Source organism: Streptomyces sp. NPDC002566 (assembly GCF_042889585.1).
GTDB lineage: Bacteria > Actinomycetota > Actinomycetes > Streptomycetales > Streptomycetaceae > Streptomyces.
The window spans coordinates 338,560-360,187 of record NZ_JBIARD010000006.1 but is presented as its reverse complement, the minus strand read 5'-3'; the positions used below and the strand labels follow the sequence as shown (position 1 = coordinate 360,187).

Here is a 21,628-nt window from a genome sequence, read left to right as displayed (position 1 = left end):
CAAGGGCTCAGGCCAGCCAGACCGTCGTGTCCGGGCCGAGCGCGCCGCCGTCGTCGAGCGGCGCGCTGCTCAGCAGCACCTCGCCGGGCGGCAGCGGCACGGGCTCCGGGGTCAGGTTGACGACGCACCGCCATCCGTCGGTGCGGGCGAAGGCCAGCACACCGGGCGGGCTGCCCGGCTCCCAGGTCAGTTCCTCGCCCTGAAGCAGTTTGCGGCGCAGGCGCAGGGCCGTGCGGTAGAGCTCCAGCGTGGAGCCCTCCACGCCGTCCTGCGCCTCGACCGCGTACCGGGCGAAGGACTCCGGCTGCGGCAGCCACGCCCCGCCCGCACCGAAGCCGTACGAGGGTCCCGTCGTCGTCCACGGCAGCGGCACCCGGCAGCCGTCGCGGCCCTTGCGCACCCGCCCGGACTGCTCCCACAGCGGGTCCTGGAGGACCTCCACGGGCAGGTCGGCGACCTCCGGCAACCCGAGTTCCTCGCCCTGGTAGACGTAGGACGAGCCGGGCAGCGCCAGCATCAGCAGGGTGGCCGCGCGGGCGCGGCGCAGGCCGGCGTCCTCGTCGACGCGCGGGGCCCGTCCCCCGGACAGCAGCCAGGCGTTGTCGTCGGCGTCCGCGGGGAGCATGAGCCGGCAGGTGTGGCGGATCACGTCGTGGTTGGAGAGCACCCAGGTCGCCGAGGCGCCGACGGCCCGTGCGCCGGCCATGGACGACGTGATCACCTCACGCAGGGCGTCCGCGTCCCAAGCCGCCTGGAGATACTCGAAGTTGAAGGCCTGGTTCAGTTCGTCGGGGCGGGCGTACAGGGCGCGGCGGGCGCCCGGCACCCAGGCCTCGGCGACCGCCGTGCGGGGCGGGGAGTAGGCGTCGAGGACGCGGCGCCAGTCGCGGTAGACGGCGTGGACCTCGTCGCGGTCGTAGAAGGGGTGGTCGCCCGGCGCCATCGCGGCGAGGGCCGCCTCGCCGGACCCGCCGTCCGGGCCGAGGTCGCGCAGCGGCTCGCTCAGGTCCTTGACGAGCGCGTGCGCCACGTCCACGCGGAAGCCGTCGACGCCGCGGTCGGACCAGAAGCGCAGGGTGGTGCGGAAGTCCTCGCGGACCTCCTCGTGGTCCCAGTTCAGGTCGGGCTGCTCGCGGGCGAAGAGGTGCAGGTACCACTGGCCGTCCGGGACCCGCTGCCAGGCGCTGCCGCCGAAGACGGACTGCCAGTCGGACGGCGGGCGTTCGCCGTGCGGGCCGCGCCCGTCACGGAAGACGTAGCGGTCGCGGGCGGGCGATCCGGGGCCGGCGGCCAGCGCCTCCTGGAACCAGACGTGCAGGTGGGAGGTGTGGTTGGGGACCAGGTCGACGATCACCTTCAGGCCGAGGCGGTGGGCCTCGGCGGTCATCGCGTCGAAGTCGTCCAGGCCGCCCAGCCGCGGGTCGACGTCCCGGTGGTCGATGACGTCGTAGCCGCCGTCGGCCAGCGGGGACGGGTAGAACGGGCTGAGCCAGAGCGCGTCGACGCCGAGCGCGGCGAGATGCGGCAGCCGTTCGGCGACGCCCCGCAGGTCGCCGAGTCCGTCGCCGTCGGCGTCGGCGAAGCTGCGCGGATACACCTGGTAGACGACGGCCTGGCGCCACCAGTCGGGGTTGCGGGAGGACAGATCGGGCACGGCGCTGTTCGCGTGGTCGGTCACGTACCGAAGCCTGTCCAGTTTGCCGGGAAGGTGAACACCGCGCTTTCCGGACCGTACCGTTCCGAACCTGGGGAACTCGTGAGGGAATCTTGAACACCCCCTCCATCGGCCCAGGTTGACAGCCGTCCACCGGTCGACCCACGATGTGCGCACACTGTGGCGCGTGTGACCAATGAGCCCGGTGTTCCTTCTGTTCCGACCCGTCACCCCGGGCTGCTTCGCCATGCCGTGACGGGCCCTCGCCGAGATGGGATTCGCATGTCCATAGCGAGACGTGTTTCCGCAGGCCGCCTGCTGGGGGCGGGCGCCGCTTCGATCGCCCTGTGCGCCGCGTCCGTCGCCGCCGCCACCGGCGCCTTCGCCGGCACGGGTGCTCCCGGCGGCGACGGCTGGAAGTCCGGCGGCCAGTACCAGCCGGGCACCGGCGCGGGCACCGAGACGGGAACCGACCGCTGCCAGTTCTCGCTCGACGGCAAGCAGTTCTTCGACTCCGTCCGCGTCGACGACCAGAACCTCAAGCCCGGCGGCGACGGCAAGGTCCACGTCACGGTCCGCACCGCGGGAGACGCCTCCTCCTGCACCGCCTCCCTGGCCTCCTACCTCGCCCACGGCGCCACCTTCCCCACCTCCGGTCTCCAGGTCTTCGTCGACTTCGACACCATGACGGTCAAGGCGGGCCAGACCGACACCCTCGACATCGCGGTGCCCGACGCGGGCTGCTACGCGCAGATCGACCTCTACCGGGGCGCGGTGAAGTTCGACGGCGAGCTCGACGCGAAGGACGGCTTCGAGCACGGGGAGCTGCCCAAGGGCCCGGACCGGCCGGTCATCAAGGACAAGCTGATCGCCGCCTGGAACGGCGGCACGAAGGACTGCACGGCCACCGAGCAGCCGCCGTCGAGCCCGCCGGCCAGCTCGCCGGGCGTCCCCTCCTCGCCGTCGGCGCCGGCCTCGCAGCCGCCGGCCGGCACGCCGTCGCAGAGCACCTCGCAGCCTCCGACGGACACCCCCTCGACGAACACCGAGTCCCCGTCCCCGTCCGCCCCGGCGCCCAGCGCCTCGGAGTCGACCCCGGCTCCCGCCCCCAAGCCCAACGGCGGAGGCGGCGACCTGGCGGAGACCGGCGCGAACGGCAACACCGGCGTTCTCGTCGGCGGATCGGCGGCGCTGCTCGCGGCCGGCGCCGCGATCGTCGTTGCCACGCGACGCCGCAAGGCCACGCGCTGAGGCGACGCCAGTCGCTCGTAGGGGCCTGAACGAGGCCTGAAGGAGCTTGAGGGCGTTCCCCGCTGAGCGGGGGCGCCCCCGGGTCCGTACCTGAACTCGACGCCGGCCGGGCCGTGGGAAACCGGCCGGCGTCGGTCGTCACCGGACCCCTGACCCCCGGTCCGGCTCGGTCACGGCTTCTCCACCGTGGTCAGCCACAGGCTGACGTACCGGTCGGCGTCCACGCCCAACGCCACGTCCACCAGGGTCTGTTCGCGTCCGCCCTCGTGGATCTCCGACTCGCCCGGGACCGGGCGGCGGTCGACGACGGTCTGGCCGCGCGTCGGTCCCGGGGCCAACGACACCTCCACCGGCAGCAGTTCGGTGGTCAGGCCCGCCGGGTCGACGACCGCGCACACCGCGCCCGCGTCGCCCAGTCCGCCCGTCGGCGTCGGGTCGCCCGAGGAAGCGGGATCCCGGTGGGCGAGGAGCTCACCGGCCAGCCGCAGCCGCGGCTCCGAACTGGCGCGCAGCCTCTGGACGTCCGCCGCCGGGACGAGCACCCGCTGGAACACGTCGAGCCCGTACATCGTGATCGGCACCCCGGCCGTCAGCAGGATCGCCGCCGCCTCCGGGTCGTGCCAGACGTTGAACTCCGCCACCGGGGTGGCGTTCCCGGTCGCCACCGCCCCGCCCATGAACACGATCCGCTCGATGTTGCGGACCACCTCGGGATGCGTGCGCAGCAGCAGGGCGATGTTGGTGAGCGGCGCGGTCGGGACGAGCGTGACCGGGCGCGGCGAGGCGAGGATCTCGCGCCGCAGCAGCGTCACCGCGTCCACGTCGACCGGCGCCCGGGTCGGCGCGGGCAGCCCGAGGTCGCCCATCCCGTCCGCCCCGTGCACGTGCCGGGCCGTGCGAACCGGCTCGATCAGCGGCCGCTCCGCCCCGCGCGCGACGGGGATGTCACCGGCGCCGGCCTGCTCCAGCACGGTCAGCGTGTTGCGGACGACGCCGTCCACATCGGTGTTCCCGGCCACACAGGTCACCGCCCGCACGTCGAGCCCGGGGTGCCGGACGGCGAACAGCAGGGCGAGGGCGTCGTCGACGCCGGTGTCGCAGTCGATGATCACCGGGACGGGCTGACCGGTCACGGCGGACCCCCTCTTCCTGGGAACTCCCTGGGAACTTCCTGACAACGGCTCTCCGACAGCGACCTTACGCACCTCCCCGCACGCGTGCGGCCACCCGGGTGCAGCAGTCGTGTAGCCCGGACGGATCGTCCCGGTCGTCGTGGGGTGGGCCAGGTGGTGGCGTGGGGGTGGCAGTGCCTTGTGTCCGCCCCCCTTCGGCCGATGCGGGAGGAACCCTCCGATGAACCGCCGTGCCCTCCTCGCCAGTGCCCTGTCCGGCGCCGGGATCCTGCTCGGCGCGGCCGCCTGCGCCACGCTCGGGCTGGAGCATCCGCCCACCGCGCGCCTGCCGCAGCCGACGGTGGGGCAGTCGTCGGCGAAGCCGTCCGCGCCGGCCGCGTCGTCGGTCCTCACCGACGCGCAGGCGCAGGCCGCGCTCATCACCGACACCGACCTCGGCGCCCCCTGGATCCCCACCCGGGGCGCCGCGACCTGGCGGGACGGCATGCTCAAGGCGACCACGCCCACCGCCGAGTGCCAGAAGCTGCTGGACGGCCTGTACGACGACGAGCTGCTCGGCGGGCCGGCCCGCGCGGTCGTCGCGCTCGACGACGCCGACACCGGGGCCCAGCTGCGCTACCAGCTCACCGACCGGCGGCCCCGGGACGCCGACCGCGCCCTGGACTGGATGCGGACCCTGCCGGGCCGATGCGCCCGGTTCACCGCCCGGGCCCCGGACGACACCGTGCTGGACGTGGTCGTCACCGACCTGGCGCTGCCGGAGGTCGGCGACGCCCGCCAGGGGCTGCGGGTGACGCTCACGAACTGGGAGACCGACGGCGACCCGATCACGCTCTCCCTCGACGTCGCCGCCGTCCGCGCCGGCGAGGACACCTTCGTCCTCACCAACGGCAGCATGGGCGACGTACCGAACGAGGCCACCCAGGCCGCGGTGCAGCTCGGGGTGCAGCGGCTGACGGAGATCAGGAAGCAGGGCCGGGTGCAGGTGTGACGGCGGACGCCGACCGCGGCCGGCGCGCGGGCGCCGGTCCGCCGGGTCTGCGGGGGGCGTGCTCGGGGTCGGTCCGCCCGGTCTGCGGTGGCGCGCCCGGCGTCAGTCCGCCCGGTCTCCGGTGGCGCGCCCGGCGTCAGTCCGGGTCGAAGCGGGTCTCTCTGGCGACCACCTCGTGCGCCACGTCCAGCACCGTGCGGCCCGCCGCGAACGCGTGGGCGCGCAGCAGGGCGAGCGCCTCGGCGGAGGCCACCTTCCGCTGGGCCATGACCATGCCCACCGCCTGGTACACCTCGTCGTGGTCGGTGGCCAGCGGGCTCAGCCACAGCCCGTCGCCGCGCCGGCCCGCCTCCTCCCCGCGCGGCAGCGCCATCAGCGCCACCGTCAGCGCGTCCGCCACCAGCCGGGCCGTACGCACCTCGTCGGCGGCCAGATCGCCGGGCACGTCACGGTAGAGGTCGAGGGTGCCCACGCACACCGAACGGTCGCCCAACGGCAGCGCGTACACCGCGCGCACGCCGGCCGCCGCGGCCTGCTGGGCGAACACCGGCCAGCGTGAGGCGTCCCGGCCGGCCGTGAGATCGCGGGCGAAGACGGGCGCGCCGGTCTCCGCCGCCCGCAGACACGGCCCGTCGCCCAGCGTGGCCTGCATCTCCATGAGGTGCGCGGCCCGCGCGCCGCTCGCGCTCAACGGCACGGGCATCCCGTCCCCGCACAGCGACACGCTCGCCCCGCTCACCGGCAGCAGCCGCACCGCGGCTGCGCACAGCCGGTCCGGCACGTCACCGGGTTCGACGCCCCGCACCGCCCGGGCGAGCACCTCGGCGGCCGGCTCCCGTTCCCGATCGCGCACGGCGACCACCTCCGCGCACGGGCTCCCCTACGTCTCTTCGTCGTCGGGCCGGGTAACCCCGCCGCCCCCGACGGAAACCGGCGACGACACGGCTTCTCGCACGGGGTCCGCGCGGCTCGGGCGCCAGGGGCTGTCCGGCGGATCAAGTCGCAGGAAGGCAGCGGTGACTCATCGGCGTCTGCGGCATGATCCGCCGGACAGCCCCTACAGCGGCGGCTGCGCCGGGGCCGGGCCCAGCGTCGTCGTGCCCGGGGCCGTGCGGTGGCCCAGGCCGGTGCGGTAGGCGTCGAGCGCGGCCTCGACCCGCCCCGTACGGCGCAGCAGATCGCCGAGCAGCCGGCACAGGTCGGCGAGGTCACCGGCCGCGCCGGCCCGCTCCAGCAGGCTGAGGGCGCGTACGTAGTGCTCCTCGGCGGTGTCGGTGTCGCGGGCGTCCTCCGCGATGATGCCGAGCAGCCGGTGCGCCGCCGCCGAGTGCAGGGCCCCGCGCTCGGCGGTGAAGTCGCTGAGCACCCCGCGCAGCAGCGCGGCGGCCTCCTCGGACTTGCCGCGCCGGTGCAGCACGTCGGCCAGCTCGACGGCGACCTGGCTGGAGTAGAGGGCGGCCCGCTTGGCGGCGAGCATGTCCAGGGCGAGCCGCATCTCGCTCTCGGCGCGCTCCAGTTCGCCGTTCTGCGCGCACACGTAACCGCGCATCCAGTGGCAGTTGGCGAGCTCGGTGCGGATCTGCAACTGCCGGTACAGCTCGGCCGCCTTGGCGAGGGAGGCGTCGGCCTCGGCGACGCGTCCCTCGGCGAGGAGCGTGCGGGCGACGGACCGGTGCATCCGCGCGACCAGTTCCGGGTCGCCGGCCTGCGGGGCGAGCGCGAGGGCGAGTTCGGCGGCCTGGGCGGCGCGGGCCTGGGCGCCCATGTCCATGTAGGGGCCGATGACGCTGGCGTAGAGGAGGAGCAGCGCGTCCGGGTCGTGCAGTCCGCCGCGGTTGAGTTCGTCGAGGGTGGACTCCAACAGGTAGACGGCGTAGCGGAGTTCCCCGGCCAGGTAGTGGGAGACGGCACGGCCGCGGAGGGCGGGGACCCGGGCGGGCAGCGGCGCGTCGGCGAGGGTCCGCTCGGCGCGCTCGAAGTACCCCCGTGCGACCTCCAGTTCGCCCGTGAGCAGCCCGCATTCGCCGAGTCCGAGGAGGGCGGCGGCCACTTCGGCCGTCAGGGCGTGCTCCTCGGCCTCGGCGAGCACCGACTCGAACGCCTCGGCCGCCGCCTCGGTGGCGCCCGTGGCGAGGGTGCGCTGTGCGTCCGTGAGGCGCAGCCGCAGCCCGGTGACCAGCCGGGCCGAGCGCCCGGTGGCGAGCTCGTCGAACTCGACGCCGAGCCGGTCGGCGAGATGCCTGAGCGCGTCGTCCGAGGGCCGCACCCGGCCGGACTCTAGGGTGGAGATGTAGGCGGGCGTGTAAGCCGGCTCCGCCAACTGCTTCTGAGTCAGACCGCGTTCGATGCGGAACTGCTGCACTCTTCTGCCGATGACGCTGGGATCATCGCGGTCCGCCATCGCCCAACTCCCCTGTTGCCCCTTGCCGTTCGGCTCCCCCAGCGCCTAGGTTAAACGGCGGGTTAAGCATCCGTACGGACGATGCTTAACTCGCGACAGCCGCGGTTCGCACTCCTGTCACGCAAAGCCGCTCTGTCGCTCCCGCGCTCTGTTGCTCCTGCCGCTCCTGCGAGGTAGCCGTGCTCGAACGCACCGACACCCCCGGGCGTCTCACCAGGGGACTCGCCGCCGCCCTCATCGCCGTGACCGCCCTGGTCCTGGCCGCGAACGCGGGCCCGACCCGAGGGGCGGAACCCTCCCGCACCGAGCACACCACCCACGTCGATCCCGGCACGGGCTCCTCGGCGGCGCGGACCGGCGTGCGCTGAGGTCGCGGGCTCAACTCTGCGTCTGGAGCTGCAGCCTGCGCAGTTGACGGTGGACGTGGTCCAGGGCGCCTTCCCGGCGGCCGGGGACCCGGGCGCGCAACTCCGCGAGAGCCGGGCCCAGTTCACGGGCGCTGTCCGTCTCGCCGATGCGTCCCCACTGGTGGTGCGCCCGGTCCACGGCCGCCTCCACCGCGGGGGCGTCGGCGGGCTGTCCCGCGGTCAGCCGGGCGCCGGCCACCGCCATCCACGCACGGCAGCTGCGCGCCGCGTCCCCCGCGAACATCGCCAGGTCGGCCCGCACCTCGGCCCAGTGCAGCGTCTCCTCCGACCCCGCCCCGTGCTCGACGGCGGCGGACCGCTCCCAGCGGGCGGCGAGAGCGTCGGCGTCGGCGTGCCGCCCGGCCTGGACGGCGGCGGCGATGGCGAGGTGGGGATCGGTGTCGACCGGGGCCGGCGGGAAGGGGGCGCCGGGGAGGTGGGCGGGGAGCGGGGGGAGCGGGCCGGAGGGGGCGGGGGTGGCGGGGGCGGCTCCCGGCTCCGTACGCGGGGGCGCGACCGCACCCGTTCCTGCGCCCGCGCCCGTTGCTACACCTGCGCCCGTTCCTACACCTGCGCCCGCGCGCACACCCATGCCCGCGCTCGCGCCCATGCTCCCGCCGCTCGGAAGGCCGGTCCCCGTGCCCGACAGGACCAGGTCCCCCACTTCCCCCTCGCCCGCGATCCGCGCCGCCGCCATGTGGTGCAGCTGCTCCAGCGGAGGCCGGCCGCCGCTGCGCAGCACCGTGGCCACGGCCTTCATGTACGTCGGCACAGCGACCCTCCGCCATCCGGGCGGCGGCGCGATCCGCCCGTGCACGGCCACCGTCGGCCCGCAGTCCAGGGCGTTCGCCCGCAGCCACACCCAGCTCTCCGCGTCGGCGTGCAGATCGAGGACGAGAGTCGTCGTCCCCGCCGCCCGCAGCCGCAGCTCCTCACGGAACCAGTGCCAGGGGAACCCGGTGTACCGCACGGTCGCCGGCGTGGTCCGGGCCAGCGCGAGATGTGGCAGCCGCTGACGCCGGTCGAGCTGGAGCTGCCCGGTGACGAACAGGGTCAACGGCCCCGGCGAGGCCGCCGCGGCCCGCAGCCGGGTGAGGACGGCCTGCGGCTCCAGCGGATCGGCGAGCTCGACGACGTTCGCGGTCTCGGTACCGGCCAGCACGGCCGGCGGCACCGCCGCGAGCACGGGGAGCACCGAGGCCGCGTCCACCAGGCACCCCTTGCCCGCCGGCGAGGCCGCGAGCAGCAGCACGGTTCCGGGCATGGTCCCTCCCCTGTCGATCACGTACGTCAGCACGGTAACCGCTGCGCCGACGGAGAAGGGCCTCAGCCCGTCAAACGTCCCCATACGGAGCGTTCGTCCAGGGAGCGTTCGTCGACCCCGCCCACCCCCGCCGCGCCTGAGCCCGTCAAGCCCTCCCTTCCCTCCGCACCGCGAAGATCGTCGTGTCGTCGGCGAGACGTCCGCCGCAGTGCCTCAGCGTGCGGTCGCGGACGAAGGCGACCAGGCGGGCGGGATCGGCGATGCGCGGATCCCTGGCGAGCGCGGCGGCGACGTCCTCTACGAGCGGGTAGAACGCGCCCTCCCGGTCCCGGGCCTCGGTGACCCCGTCGGTGACGAGCAGCAGCGTCTCCCCGGGCGCGAGCGCGGTCCGCAGCACGGGCGGCGGATCGCCGTCGGTGAGCTCGGCGAGACCGAGCGGGAGCCCCTCGGCCAGCGGCAGCAGCCGTACGCCGCCGGGACCGACCGCGAGCGGCGGCTCGTGCCCGAAGTCGACGACCTCCACGGCCCCCGCCTCCCCGTCGGGGAACCCCAGCAGCACGGCGGTGGCGAAGCGGTCGCCGTCGTCGCGGCCGAGGGCCACGGTGTGGCCGCGGTGCCGCCGCATCCGGGTCTCCAGCCGGCCGGCGACGGTCGCGAGTTCCGGCTCGTGGTACGCGGCCTCGCGGAAGGTCCCCAGCAGCGCGGCGGCCGCCTCCACCGCGCCGAGTCCCTTGCCCTGCACGTCACCGAGGAGGACGCGGGTGCCGTTCGGGCCGGGCTGGATGTCGTAGAAGTCGCCGCCCATACGGGCGTCGGCGTCCGCGGCGAGATACTCCTCGGCGTGGTCGAGGCCGCCCCAGCCGGGCGGCAGCGGCCGCAGCACCGTGCGGCGGGTGGTCGCGGCGATGTGCTGCATGTGCAGCATCCGCTGCTCGCCGCGCACCCGGACCGCGGCGGCGAGGACGGAGAGGATGCCGCCGGCGAGGACGAGGACGAAGTCGGCCGGCCCCGCCCGGTACTGGACCGGCCAGGCGGCGTCCGCGGCGACGTAGGTGAACAGCGCGAGCACCGCGAACAGCGCCGTCGTCCACACCCCGCACAGCGCCGCGGCGATCGCGGCGACGAACACGCACCACGAGACGATCCGGAACTCGCCGCTGGTGTTGTAGTCGACGAAGGCGATGACGACGAGGGTCAGCAGCGGCACGAGCCAGGTCACGCTGCGGCCACGGATCCGCAGCATCCGATGGCGCTCGACGTGCCGGCGCCGGGCCCGCGGGGAGCGGTAGGGCAGCTCCAGACGCCCACGGTCGCTCACGGACTCAGCGAAACACGCGCCGCGCCCTGCCGCATCCGGGCAGCCGACTTGCCACCGCACCCCACCCAGGTGTGCCCTGGAAGGCGGGGGCGAGGAGAGAGAGGAGTGCTCTCATGGCTCATGCGGTATCCGGGTCGGGCATGCCCCGCACGCCCATCGGGCCCGGCGGCGGCGCCCTGCCTGACGTCTTCGACGCGCGCACCCACCTGATCGCCAAGTGGGCGGTGCCCGTCGCCCTCGGGCTGGTCTACGGCTACTGGGCCGCCGCCAACCAGCGCAGCGGCGGGCCGATCACCGGCTGGAACGTCCTGTTCGGCTTCGTGACCGCCCTTGTGTTCATCGCGCTGTACGCCGGTGTGCGCGCCCTCGCCCGGCACCGGCGGCGCGAGCTGCACGCCCTGCTGTGGGCGGCGTTCGCCGGCTGCGCGATGGGCTTCCTGGTCAACCAGTCCGGCACGAGCGTCCTCTACTCCGTGGGCATCTCGCTCGTGACCGCGGCCGGCTTCTTCGCGGTGCTCTTCTACCGCTACTACACGCACGAGGACGCGGAAGGACACCGCATCGGCTGAGCCCCGCATCGGCCGGCGCGGACACGGCGGCGGTGCTCGGGCGCCGGCGACGCACGCGGTCCCGGCGGTGCTCAGCAGCCGGTGACGCACGCGGGCCCCGGCGGTGCTCAGCAGCCGGCGACGCACGCGGGCCCCGGCGGTATCGCCGGGGCCCACGCGTTTCCCTCATCCCTCCACTCACCGGGCGGACGGGATCGCTCCCACCGCCCGACGAGGCTCTCGGACTCCCCCAGAACCATGAGACACCCGTTCGGGTGAACGCTCCACCTGAGGCCGCCCCGCGCGGAGCGCCCCCCGGCCTCCGGGCCGCCACCCGAGCGGCCGCGCCCCGCTCGCGCCCGCCGCACCCGCGCCCTTGCCTGGAGACACACCGGTACCCCGGCACTCCGGACAAGGGGGTGGAACCGTGGCCACGACCGTCACCGGCACCACGACGCGCGGCGTCACCACCGTTGCCGCCTCCCGACGCCTTCGCAACGCCGTCTCGGCCGCCCTGATCGCCGTGTCCTGCCTCCTGCTGCCCTGCGGCGCGCTGGCCGCCTGGGCCGCGTACGGCCTCACCGACACCGGCCGCTACGTGGCCGCCATGGCCCCGCTCGCCTCCGATCCGGCCGTCCGGGACGTGGTCGCCGAGACGGTCGGCGACGGCATCCTGCGCGAGGCCGCCCTCGGCCGCCACCCCCTGCACGCCGAGGTGAAGCCCTTCGTCCACGACGCGGTGCGCTCCTTCACCCACACCCGCGCCTTCCACACCGCCTGGGACGCCGGCAACGAGGCCGCGCACCGGGCCGTCATGACGGCGCTGCACGACGACCGCGCCGACGACGTGAGCGTCGACCTGGCCCCCGTGGTCGACGGCATAAAACGCCAACTGGCCGCCGACCACGCCCCGTTCGCCGACCGCATCCCCGTCACGCACACCCGGGTCGCACTGCTCCCGGCCCATGACCTGGTCACGCTCCGGAAGGGCTACCACGTGCTCGACGTCGCCGCCTTCTGGCTGCCGCTGACGGCGGTCCTCCTCGCCGCCGCCGGCATCGCCCTAGCCGCCTGCCGCCGCCGCGCGCTCACGGCGACCGCCCTGGGCACGGCCCTCGGCGGCGCCCTCCTCGGCCTCGCGGTGTCCCTCGGCCGCCGCCTCACCCTCGCCGACCTCCCCGACCAGACCCACCGCCCCGCGGCCGCCGCCGTCTACGACGCCCTCACCACCACCCTGCGCACCGCGTCCTGGCTGCTCGTGGCGCTGGGCCTGACCACCGCGGCGGCCACCTGGCTGACCCACCGAGCACGCCTCGCCCGCCGGCGTCCCGCGGGGACCCCGGCGCACTCGGCGCGCCCGGGGAAGCAGCCGCGGATCGAGGTGTAGCCGTGAGGAGGGGGCGGGCTCGGAGCCGTGGAACCGTGCCCGCCCGGGCGGTCAGACGCCGACGTCCTCCCCGTCGGCCCGCCAGACGGCCACCACCGCCGGCCGCACGATCTTCCCGGCCCCGTCGGGCCAGACGCTCCTTGGGTTCTCCACGGACGCCCCGTCCAGCTCCCCCGGGTGCTGGACGGCCACGACCACCCGCCGCTCCTGGATGATCGGCCCGCACGTCTCCGCCCCGTTCGGCACCGTGAGGAACTGCTTCAGCTCACCCCGCCGCGGGCCCCGGGTGGCCACGCCGAACAGCCCGTCGTGCGAGCCGAGCTGCGAGCCGTCCGTGGAGATCCACAGGTTGCCGTGCGGATCGAAGGCCACGTTGTCGGGGCAGGAGATCGGGCTGACGGCGTCCTTCGGGAACCCTGCGAAGTAGGTGGCCGGATCGTCCGGATCACCGGCGACGAGGAACAGCGACCAGGCGAACCGGGTGGACTCCGCCCGGTTCCTGCGCTCGGTCAGCTCCAGCACGTGCCCGTGCTTGTTGGCGTTGCGCGGATTGGCCTCGTCGGCCTTGGCGTTGGTGCCGACGCCGCGGTTGCCGTTGTTCGTCAGCGCGACGTACACCTTCCCGGTCACCGGGTTCGGCTCGATGTCCTCGGGCCGGTCCATCTTCGTCGCGCCGACCTTGTCGCCGGCGAGCCGCGTGAAGACGAAGACCTCCTCCGCCGTCATCCCGTCCACGTGCGAGACGGCGCCCCGCGCGCTCGCGGTGGCCAGCGGGATCCACTCCCCGCTGCCGTCGAACTCCCCGTCGGCCGGCAGCTTCCCGGTGCCGTCGATCTCGATCGCGGGCGAGTCCCCGGTGAGCTTCGCGACGTACAGCGTCCCCTCGTCGAGCAGCGACAGGTTGTGCTCGCGCGCGGCACGCGAGCCGCCCTTGCGCATCCGCTTGCTGCTGACGAACTTGTAGAAGTAGTCGAACCGCTCGTCGTCCCCGGAGTACACGACGGGCCGCCCGTCGTCGGTGAGCCGGACCGTCGCCGCCTCGTGCTTGAAGCGGCCGAGCGCGGTGTGCTTGCGAGGCGTGGAGTCCGGGTCGTACGGGTCGAACTCGACGACGTAGCCGAACCGGTGCACCTCGTTCGGCTCCTGGGCGACGTCGAACCGCTTGTCGAACCGTTCCCACTTGCGCTCGCTGGCCCCGGTGCCGATGCCGTACCGCTTGTCGGTGGCGCGGCCGCTGTTGGCGAAGTACTGGTTGAAGTTCTCCTCGCCGTGGAGCGTGGTGCCCCAGGGCGTGGTGCCGCCGGAGCAGTTGTTGAGCGTGCCGAGGACCTTGCGGCCCGTCGGGTCGGCGGAGGTCCGCAGCAGCGGGGACCCGGCGGCGGGGCCGGTGATCCGGAACTCGGTGGTCGCGGTGACGCGCCGGTTGAGCGGATGCCGCGGCACGGCGGTCAGCCGCCCGGTGCGCCGGTCCTCCTCCACGACGACGGCGGAGAGCCCGTGCGCGGCCCAGGCGATCTCGGCCTGCTCCCGGGTCGGGTTCGCGGCGTCGTAACCGCGGAACATCAGGATCTCGTCGGTGTACTCGTGGTTGGCGACGAGCAGTTGCCGTCCGCGCTCACCGGGCAGCGGCAGCAGGGAGAGGAAGTCGTTGTTGTACCCGAACTGACCGGCCTGGGCCTCGGCCGTCTGCTTCTCCGGGTCGAAGGCGGGAGCGCCGCGCAGAATGGGCTCGCCCCAGCGGATGACGACGTTCTGCCGGTACCCGTCGGGGACGACGACGGCGTCGACGGTGTTGGGCGCGACGGCGGAGTAGCGCAGCCCCCGGGCGGCCTTCCCCTTCCCGTACGTCCCCTGGGCCGCGGCCTCCCGCGTCGCGGCGGCGGCCGGCCGGGCCCCGGTGACGCCGGCAGCACCGGCGGCGCCCGCGACGGTGACGACGGCGGCGGCACGCATCATCGACCGGCGGCTCAGGGCCCCCGCGATGACGTCGCCGACGTACTCGTTGGCGCTGGTGTTGGGCACCTCCTGGAGGCAGGCGTCACCACACCGGAACCGGCAGGTCATGGCGGAACGTCCGCCGGGATGCGAATGGGTCGGCGTTCCGATCAGCGGCAGCGGTTTGCGCACTTTACTCTCCCCTTGCGTGCCCGTGGTGTGAGCGTGACGCTAGGGGCGTCTTTGTGCGGGGGCGCTGACGCTGGGTGAACGACGGGTGAATCCCCGGCATCCGCACGGGTGTTGAGCGGGAGCGGAGGCGGTATTGACACGCCCGCTCCCCGCCCGCTCACCCCTACCCAAGATCACCACCGGGGGCCGCTAACCTTACGTGTCCGTCCTGGCCAGGGATTGACGGGCTTCAACTCAGTGAAGGGTTGCGCACATGGGCATTCTCTCTCTCCTGCGGAACGCGTTCGGCCGGTCACGCAAGGAGCGCACCGCCGAGGCAGAGACTGCGGAACGGATTCCCACCCAGGAAACCCCGTCAGCGCCCACGCCTGCCCCCACACCTGGCGCCGCCCCCGAGCAGCCCCCGGCCCGCATCCCGGACCCCCGCCCGGAACCCGGCGACGAACACGACCTGGTCACGGCAGCCTTCGACAACGTAACGGTCCCGAAGCAGCCTGACCCCACGACGCCGCCGAAGCCCCCGACCCCCGAGGCGGAGGCTGCCGCCGCCCCCAAGTCGACCGCGGCCGAGCCGGTGCCGACGGCGTCTGAGCCGGAGCCGACGGCGGCCGAGCGGGGGGCTGTCGCCGACACCGAGCCGGAGCCTGTCGCCGACCCCAAGTCGACCGCGGCGGAGCAGGAGCCGACGGTGGCCGAGCGGGGGGCTGTCGCCGACACCGAGCCGACGGCGGCCGAACCCAAGTCGACCGTGGCCGAGCCGAAGCCGACGGCGCCTGAGACCGAGTCGGCTGCGCCCGAGCAGGAGGCTGCCGCCGAGCCCGAGCCGACGGCGGCCGAGCCCGAGCCTGAGCTGTCAGTGGAGGCCCCGGCGACGGAGCTGAAGGCGGAGCCCACCCCCGAAGAGCCCACGGCAAGCCCCGAGGTCGAGGCAACGCCCTCGACCGATGAGCTCACGCCGGCAGCCGAAGCCGAGGCGACGGCGACCCGCGAGGCCGAGGAGGTGACGGAAGAAGCCGAGACCGCACCCGAGGCCCAGCCCGAGCCGGTCGCAGAGGCAACCCCGGAGCCCGAGCCCGCGACGAAGCCGACCGAACCCGCAGCTCAGCAGCCCGCGCCGGCGACGGAGCCGGCAACTCAGCAGCCCGCCCCCGAGGCCGAACCGGCGGAGCCCACCGCGCAGAGCGGACCCGCGGACGCCGACGGCGAGGACGCCCCACAGGGGCCACCCGCAGCCGACAACGAAACCCGCACGGGCGGTGCGGGTGGGAACACCCCGGCCGAAGGCGAAGCCGAGGCCGCAACCGCGCCCGAGGCCAGCCACGAAACCAGCGCCAAGAACAGCCCCGCACCCGAGGCCAGCCACGAAACCGGCGCCCAGGACACCCCCGCAACCCCACCCCACCTCACCACCGCCCACACCGCAGCCGCCTCCACCCTCGAGAAACTCAACCTCTCCGAGGCCCGAGCGGACATCTACCTCGTCCTCGACCGCTCCGCGTCCATGCGCCCGTACTACAAGGACGGCTCGGTCAAGGCCCTGGCCAACCAGACCCTCGCCCTCGCCGCCCACCTCGCCGAGGACAAGAACGTCCACGTCGTCTTCTTCTCCACCGAGCTCGACGGCACCGCCGACCTCGCCCTCACCGACCCCGAGGACAAGGTCGACGACCTGCACGCGGGGCTGGGTCGCATGGGCCGTACGAGCTACCACGCCGCTGTCGAGGCCGTCGTGGAACACCACGTGGCGCGTCACAAGAAGGCCTCGAAGTCGCCGAAGGCCCCGAAGACCCCCGCCCTCGTCGTCTTCCAGACCGACGGCGCCCCCGACGCGAAGACCCCCGCCACCCAGTCCCTCACGGACGCCGCGAAGAACCACCCCTCCCTCTTCTTCTCGTTCGTCGCCTTCGGCGAGCACGACAACAAGGCCTTCGACTACCTGCGCAAACTGAAGACCGGCAACACGTCGTTCTTCCACGCCGGCCCGACCCCCCTGGAGCTCACGGACGCCGAGCTCTACGAAGGCGTACTGGCCACCTGGCGCCCGTAGCCCCGACGGCGCCCACCCGGCCCCACCCGGCCACCCGGCCACCCGGCCACCCGTGTCACCGACCCCCGTGCCGCCCCCTTCTCACCCCGTAAAACGAGAAGCGGGCGGCACACCCCTGTCGGCTACGATTTCAAGGTTCCGTACATAGCAACCTGGGAGCAGCCCGCGATGGCTCGACACCTCATCACCAGCGCCCTTCCGTACATCAACGGGATCAAGCACCTGGGCAACATGGTGGGGTCCATGCTCCCGGCGGACGTGTACTCCCGGTACCTCCGCCAGCGCGGCCACGACGTCCTCTACATCTGCGCGACCGACGAGCACGGCACCCCCGCCGAGCTCGCCGCGAAGGAGCAGGGCCTGCCGGTCGAGGAGTTCTGCGCGCAGGCGCACGACGCCCAGAAGGCCGTCTACGACGGTTTCGCACTCGCGTTCGACTACTTCGGCCGGAGCTCCTCCCCGCAGAACGTGGAGATCACCCAGCACTTCGCCCGCCGCCTCCAGGAGAACGGCTTCATCGAGGAGCGGGCGATCCGCCAGGTGTACAGCCCGGCCGACGGCCGTTTCCTCCCGGACCGCTACGTCGAGGGCACGTGCCCCCACTGCAGCTACGACAAGGCCCGCGGCGACCAGTGCGAGAACTGCACCCGGGTGCTCGACCCCACCGACCTGGTCGACCCGCGCTCGGCGATCAGCGGCTCCACGGACCTGGAGGTCCGCGAGACCAAGCACCTGTTCCTGCTGCAGTCCAAGCTCCAGCACGAGGTCGAGGAGTGGGTCGCCCGCCACGAGGACGACTGGCCACAGCTGGCCTCCTCCATCGCCCGCAAGTGGCTGAACGAGGGCCTGCACGACCGCGCGATCACCCGTGACCTGGACTGGGGCGTCCCGGTCCCGGCCGACACCTGGCCGGAGCTCGCGGCCGAGGGCAAGGTCTTCTACGTCTGGTTCGACGCCCCGATCGAGTACATCGGCGCGACGAAGGAGTGGGCGGACCAGGCCCCCGACGGCGAGACGCGGGACTGGAAGTCCTGGTGGTACGAGGCGGACGCCGGCGACAACCCCGTCCGCTACACCGAGTTCATGGCGAAGGACAACGTCCCCTTCCACACGGTGATGTTCCCCGCCACCGAGCTGGGCGTGCGCGAGCCGTGGAAGAAGGTCGACTACGTCAAGGCCTTCAACTGGCTGACGTACTACGGCGGGAAGTTCTCCACCTCCCAGAAGCGCGGCGTCTTCACCGACCAGGCCCTGGAGATCCTCCCCGCCGACTACTGGCGCTACTTCCTGATCGCCAACGCCCCCGAGTCGGACGACTCCTCCTTCACCTGGGAGCACTTCACGGCCACGGTCAACAAGGACCTGGCCGACACCCTCGGCAACTTCGTCAACCGCGTGCTGTCCTTCTCCAGGAAGCGCTTCGGCGACGACGTCCCGGCGGGCAGCGAGCCCGGCGAGGCCGAGACGAAGCTCGGCGGGCAGATCGCCGAGCTCCTCGCCGAGTACGAGTCGCAGATGGAGGCGCTGCAGTTCCGCAAGGCCGCCGCCGCCCTGCGCGCGCTGTGGTCCGCGGGCAACTCCTACCTGGAGGAGAAGGCCCCCTGGCTGGAGATCAAGACCGACAAGGACGGCGCGGCCCTCACCCTGCGCACGGCGATGAACCTGATCCACCTCTACGCGGTGGTCTCCGAGCCCTTCATCCCGGCGACGTCGGCGGCCATGCGCCAGGCCTTCTCCCTCCCGGACGACACCGCCACCTGGGTCACCGCGGACGAGGCCCGCGCTCTCGCCTCCGTCCCCGCCGGCACGCCCTTCACGGTCCCGCCGGTCCTCTTCGCCAAGCTCACGGACGACGACCTGGAGGAGTACAAGGAGCGCTTCGGAGGCCAGGAGGCATGACGGCGTCCGGGTCGTACTACGTCACCACCCCGATCTACTACGTCAACGACGCCCCGCACCTCGGCCACGCCTACACCACCGTCGCCGGTGACGTGCTCGCCCGCTGGCACCGCCAGCGCGGCGAGCGGGTCTGGTTCCTGACCGGCACGGACGAGCACGGCCAGAAGATCCTGCGCACCGCCGAGGCGAACAGCGTCAGCCCGCAGCAGTGGGCGGACCGGCTCGTCGAGGAGTCCTGGCGCCCCCTGTGGGAGCACCTGGAGATCGCCCACGACGATTTCATCCGCACCACGCAGAAGCGGCACACCGACCGCGTCCAGGAGTTCGTGCAGGACCTGTACGACCGGGGCGAGATCTACAAGGGCGGCTACGAGGGGCCGTACTGCGTCGGCTGCGAGGAGTACAAGCTCCCCGGTGAACTCCTCGACGGGGAAGGCGAGTTCGAGGGGCAGAAACTCTGCCCGATCCACCGCAGGCCCGTGGAGGTCCTCAGCGAGGAGAACTACTTCTTCAGGCTGAGCGAGTACGGCGAGCGGCTCCTCGCCCACTACGACGCGAACCCCGGCTTCGTCCAGCCGGAGTCCGCGCGCAACGAGGTCGTGAACTTCGTCCGGCGGGGGCTCCAGGACCTCTCGATCTCCCGCTCGACGTTCGACTGGGGCGTCCCGGTGCCCTGGGACCCCAAGCACGTGATCTACGTGTGGGTGGACGCGCTGCTGAACTACGCCACCGCGGCCGGCTACAACGAGAACCGGGAGAAGTTCGAGTCGACCTTCCCGGCCGACGTCCACCTGGTCGGAAAGGACATCCTCCGCTTCCACGCGGTGATCTGGCCGGCGATGCTGATGGCACAGGGCCTCCCGCTGCCCGGGAGGATCGCGGCGAACGGCTGGCTGATGGTCGGCGGCGAGAAGATGTCGAAGTCCAACCTGACCGGCATCAAGCCGCAGGACCTCACCTCGCACTTCGGCGTGGACGCCTACCGCTGGTACTTCCTGCGGGCGATCGCCTTCGGCCAGGACGGCTCCTTCTCCTGGGAGGACTTCTCCGCCCGCTACACCAGTGAACTGGCCAACGACTACGGCAACCTCGCCTCCCGGGTGGCGGCCATGGTCGGCAAGTACTTCGACGGCGTGCTGCCCGAGGCCACGGCCGACGGCCCGGCCGAGGAGGCCCTGCACGCCGCCCTCGCCCGCACGGTCGCCGAGGCCGACCGCCGCATCGGCGACGAACTCGACTTCCAGGGCGGCATCCTGGCGGTCTTCGACTTCGTCAAGCAGGTCAACGGCTACCTCACGGAGCAGCAGCCGTGGAAGGTCGCGAAGGACGGGACGCCCGCCGGCCGAGCCCGCCTCGCCACGATCCTCTACACGGCCGCGGAGTCGCTCCGCGCGATCGCCGTGCTGCTCCACCCGGTCATGCCGGACACCTCCCGCAAGCTCTGGGACTCCCTGGGCGCCGAGCCTGCTTTGGGTCCGCTCACCGACCAGCGCGTCCAGGAAGCGGGCGCGTGGGGCCGTCTCCCCGCCGGCACGGCGATCACCAAGGGCGAGATCCTCTTCCCCCGTCTGGAAGAGAAGCCCACCGCCTGACGCGAGCCGGGCGCCACGGGCAGGCCCGGGGAAGCGGGTGTTCCCTCCGTCACCGCTTCCCCGGGAGTTCGAGGGACCGTCAGGACAGGACGCCCGCGCCTGTCGTGGTCGCCAGTTCCGTCGGCAGGTTCGTCGCGGGCGTGAGTCCGGCCGTCAGGGTCGGGGTCCAGTCGACCGTCGTCCTCAGGTCCTTGGAGGACGCGGCGTTGTAGGCGGCGACGAGATCGGTCGCCGTGCCGTTGACGAGGTTGCCGGAGTCCTTGACCGCGCCGGTGCCGTCGCCGCTGAGCAGCTTGGCGACCTTCACGCTCGACGGGACCTTCCAGTAGTTGTTCTCCGCGACGACCTGGGCCTTGGCACGTGAGTTGATGCTGTACTGCACCGCGTAACCGTTGAGGGGCGTCACGTCGTACATGTTGTTGTAAATGTGCACCTGGCCGACCCGGGCGAGCGGGGCGCGCTGGACGATGCCCTTCCACACGTTGTGGTGGAGGGAGACGCGCAGCTTGCCGGCGGGCTCGCTGTCACTGCTGCCGATCAGCATGGTCTTGTCATGGCTGGTGAACTGGTTGCGGGAGACGGTCACCAGGTCGGAGCTCTTGGTGATGTCGAGTGCCCCGTCGTGGATCTGGTACTCGCGGCCGAAGTACTTCGGGTTCGCGCTGTCGAAGTGCGGGGCGTCGGTGAACGTGTTGTGGTCCGCCCACACATGGGTCGCGCCGCGCAGGGTGACGGCGTCGTAGTTGCTGTTCCAGTTGCCGTCGTCGCCGTCGGTCGGGTCCCACTGCGGGAAGCAGTCCTCGGTCGCGGCGAAGGTGAGGTTGCGGACGATGACGTTGTCCACGCCCTGGATCTGGAGCATGGCCCCGGTGAGACCAGCGCCGCTGCCGGGCACGCCCACGATCGTGGTGTTGGCGGGCACCTTGAGGACGACGTTCTTGGCCTGCTTGTTCTGCGCCGCGACGCGGGCCGTCTCCTGGGCGCCGGAGGGCAGCTTGGAGCGGCCGTAGGTGGCGGGGTCGAAGGCCTTCAGGTAGGCGGGGAGCGAGTAGCCGGTGCCGGACGCGTAGTCGGCGCACGTCAGCTTCTTGCCCGAGTCGTCGGTGTTGGCGTCGATCGTGCCCTTGACCTTGATGATCCGGGGCGTGGTGTCGGACGCCGAACCGAGCGCCTTCACCAGTTCGGCGCGGGTGGACACGGTGAAGGTGTGCGCGGCGTCGGCCTTGCTGCCACCGGTCGTCCCCGTCCCCGAGGACGCCCAGCCGTCCTTGGCGGCGAGCGTCTGGTGGTACAGGTCCACGGCCCCGGCGCTGGCGTTCGCCACGAGCACCCCGGCCCCGGCCGCGGCGGCCACGAAGGCGGCGGACACGGCGAGAGCACGACGCTTGCGAAGAGACCGTCGATGGGAGGGAGCTGCCACGGGTGAATCCTTACGAGAGAAAGCGATTACGCCCTCTCAGTGGCCACCACGGTTACAGAAGTTGCCGCCCCGTCAGATTTTTTTCCTCCCCTGCCTCTCACCAGGTCACTCACAGGCCCCCTACCTGCGAAGAGTCGGCAAAGCACTGCTAAAGTCCGCTCACTTGTGCGAGAGCTGGGGCTCTCGCGG

16 protein-coding genes are annotated in these 21,628 nt (G+C 73.0%); 8 read left to right on the top strand and 8 right to left on the bottom strand.

Features of this window, described 5'->3' with window-relative positions; all coding sequences use genetic code 11:
• Positions 1-7: 7 nt before the first annotated feature.
• Positions 8-1,678 carry a glycoside hydrolase family 13 protein gene (locus ACFYXA_RS25770; RefSeq protein ID WP_352244632.1) on the bottom strand — a complete coding sequence of 557 codons (1,671 nt, stop codon included), beginning with the start codon at positions 1,676-1,678 and terminating at the stop codon, positions 8-10.
• Positions 1,679-1,936: 258 nt separating this feature from the next.
• On the opposite strand from ACFYXA_RS25770, the gene ACFYXA_RS25765 reads away from it, so the two are divergent.
• Entirely contained in the window at positions 1,937-2,905 is a 969-nt protein-coding gene (locus ACFYXA_RS25765) for an LAETG motif-containing sortase-dependent surface protein (RefSeq protein ID WP_352244631.1), read from the top strand.
• Between the two features lie 170 nt (positions 2,906-3,075).
• Here the strand turns inward: ACFYXA_RS25765 and ACFYXA_RS25760 are convergent, their stop codons facing one another.
• Complete coding sequence (locus tag ACFYXA_RS25760; protein ID WP_130438978.1) at positions 3,076-4,038, bottom strand: nucleoside hydrolase; 963 nt, start codon at positions 4,036-4,038, stop codon at positions 3,076-3,078.
• A gap of 220 nt (positions 4,039-4,258) precedes the next feature.
• On the opposite strand from ACFYXA_RS25760, the gene ACFYXA_RS25755 reads away from it, so the two are divergent.
• Positions 4,259-5,029 carry a hypothetical protein gene (locus tag ACFYXA_RS25755; RefSeq protein WP_352244630.1) on the top strand — a complete coding sequence of 257 codons (771 nt, stop codon included), beginning with the start codon at positions 4,259-4,261 and terminating at the stop codon, positions 5,027-5,029.
• 136 nt (positions 5,030-5,165) lie between these two features.
• Here the strand turns inward: ACFYXA_RS25755 and ACFYXA_RS25750 are convergent, their stop codons facing one another.
• The gene (locus tag ACFYXA_RS25750) at positions 5,166-5,882 is read right to left on the bottom strand and encodes a GAF and ANTAR domain-containing protein (protein ID WP_352244629.1); all 717 of its coding nucleotides are present in this window, start codon (positions 5,880-5,882) and stop codon (positions 5,166-5,168) included.
• 204 nt (positions 5,883-6,086) lie between these two features.
• Positions 6,087-7,430, bottom strand: coding sequence for a tetratricopeptide repeat protein (locus tag ACFYXA_RS25745; protein WP_389036807.1), 1,344 nt, complete (start codon positions 7,428-7,430; stop codon positions 6,087-6,089).
• 179 nt (positions 7,431-7,609) lie between these two features.
• Between ACFYXA_RS25745 and ACFYXA_RS25740 the strand changes: the two genes are divergently transcribed.
• Positions 7,610-7,798 carry a hypothetical protein gene (locus ACFYXA_RS25740; RefSeq protein ID WP_389036804.1) on the top strand — a complete coding sequence of 63 codons (189 nt, stop codon included), beginning with the start codon at positions 7,610-7,612 and terminating at the stop codon, positions 7,796-7,798.
• Positions 7,799-7,808: 10 nt separating this feature from the next.
• Here the strand turns inward: ACFYXA_RS25740 and ACFYXA_RS25735 are convergent, their stop codons facing one another.
• Both ACFYXA_RS25735 and ACFYXA_RS25730 read right to left on the bottom strand, forming a co-directional pair.
• The gene (locus ACFYXA_RS25735) at positions 7,809-9,101 is read right to left on the bottom strand and encodes a hypothetical protein (RefSeq protein WP_389036801.1); all 1,293 of its coding nucleotides are present in this window, start codon (positions 9,099-9,101) and stop codon (positions 7,809-7,811) included.
• A gap of 145 nt (positions 9,102-9,246) precedes the next feature.
• Entirely contained in the window at positions 9,247-10,344 is a 1,098-nt protein-coding gene (locus ACFYXA_RS25730) for a PP2C family protein-serine/threonine phosphatase (protein ID WP_389037170.1), read from the bottom strand.
• A 188-nt stretch (positions 10,345-10,532) separates the two neighbouring features.
• On the opposite strand from ACFYXA_RS25730, the gene ACFYXA_RS25725 reads away from it, so the two are divergent.
• Together ACFYXA_RS25725 and ACFYXA_RS25720 are read left to right on the top strand one after the other, a co-directional pair.
• Positions 10,533-10,988, top strand: coding sequence for a hypothetical protein (locus ACFYXA_RS25725; RefSeq protein WP_389036798.1), 456 nt, complete (start codon positions 10,533-10,535; stop codon positions 10,986-10,988).
• A gap of 406 nt (positions 10,989-11,394) precedes the next feature.
• Complete coding sequence (locus ACFYXA_RS25720; RefSeq protein ID WP_389036795.1) at positions 11,395-12,354, top strand: hypothetical protein; 960 nt, start codon at positions 11,395-11,397, stop codon at positions 12,352-12,354.
• 51 nt (positions 12,355-12,405) lie between these two features.
• On the opposite strand, the gene ACFYXA_RS25715 is transcribed toward ACFYXA_RS25720, so the two are convergent.
• Positions 12,406-14,481: a PhoX family protein gene (locus ACFYXA_RS25715; protein ID WP_389036793.1), complete on the bottom strand. Its 2,076-nt coding sequence runs from the start codon at positions 14,479-14,481 to the stop codon at positions 12,406-12,408.
• 253 nt (positions 14,482-14,734) lie between these two features.
• Here ACFYXA_RS25715 and ACFYXA_RS25710 point away from each other — a divergent pair, with 253 nt between their 5' ends.
• The 3 genes from ACFYXA_RS25710 to metG (ACFYXA_RS25700) all read left to right on the top strand — a co-directional run bounded on the left by ACFYXA_RS25710 (position 14,735) and on the right by metG (ACFYXA_RS25700) (position 20,019).
• Positions 14,735-16,528, top strand: a complete 1,794-nt coding sequence (locus ACFYXA_RS25710) for a VWA domain-containing protein (protein ID WP_389036791.1) — start codon at positions 14,735-14,737, stop codon at positions 16,526-16,528.
• A gap of 168 nt (positions 16,529-16,696) precedes the next feature.
• Entirely contained in the window at positions 16,697-18,427 is a 1,731-nt protein-coding gene (gene metG, locus ACFYXA_RS25705; protein ID WP_389036788.1) for a methionine--tRNA ligase, read from the top strand.
• On the top strand, positions 18,424-20,019 hold the full coding sequence (gene metG / locus ACFYXA_RS25700) for a methionine--tRNA ligase (protein ID WP_389036785.1): 1,596 nt from the start codon (positions 18,424-18,426) through the stop codon (positions 20,017-20,019). The genes metG (ACFYXA_RS25705) and metG (ACFYXA_RS25700) overlap by 4 nt, the downstream gene beginning before the upstream one ends.
• A 79-nt stretch (positions 20,020-20,098) precedes the next feature.
• Here metG (ACFYXA_RS25700) and ACFYXA_RS25695 read toward each other — a convergent pair whose 3' ends face one another.
• Positions 20,099-21,439, bottom strand: a complete 1,341-nt coding sequence (locus ACFYXA_RS25695; protein WP_389036782.1) for a polysaccharide lyase family 1 protein — start codon at positions 21,437-21,439, stop codon at positions 20,099-20,101.
• Positions 21,440-21,628: the final 189 nt, after the last annotated feature.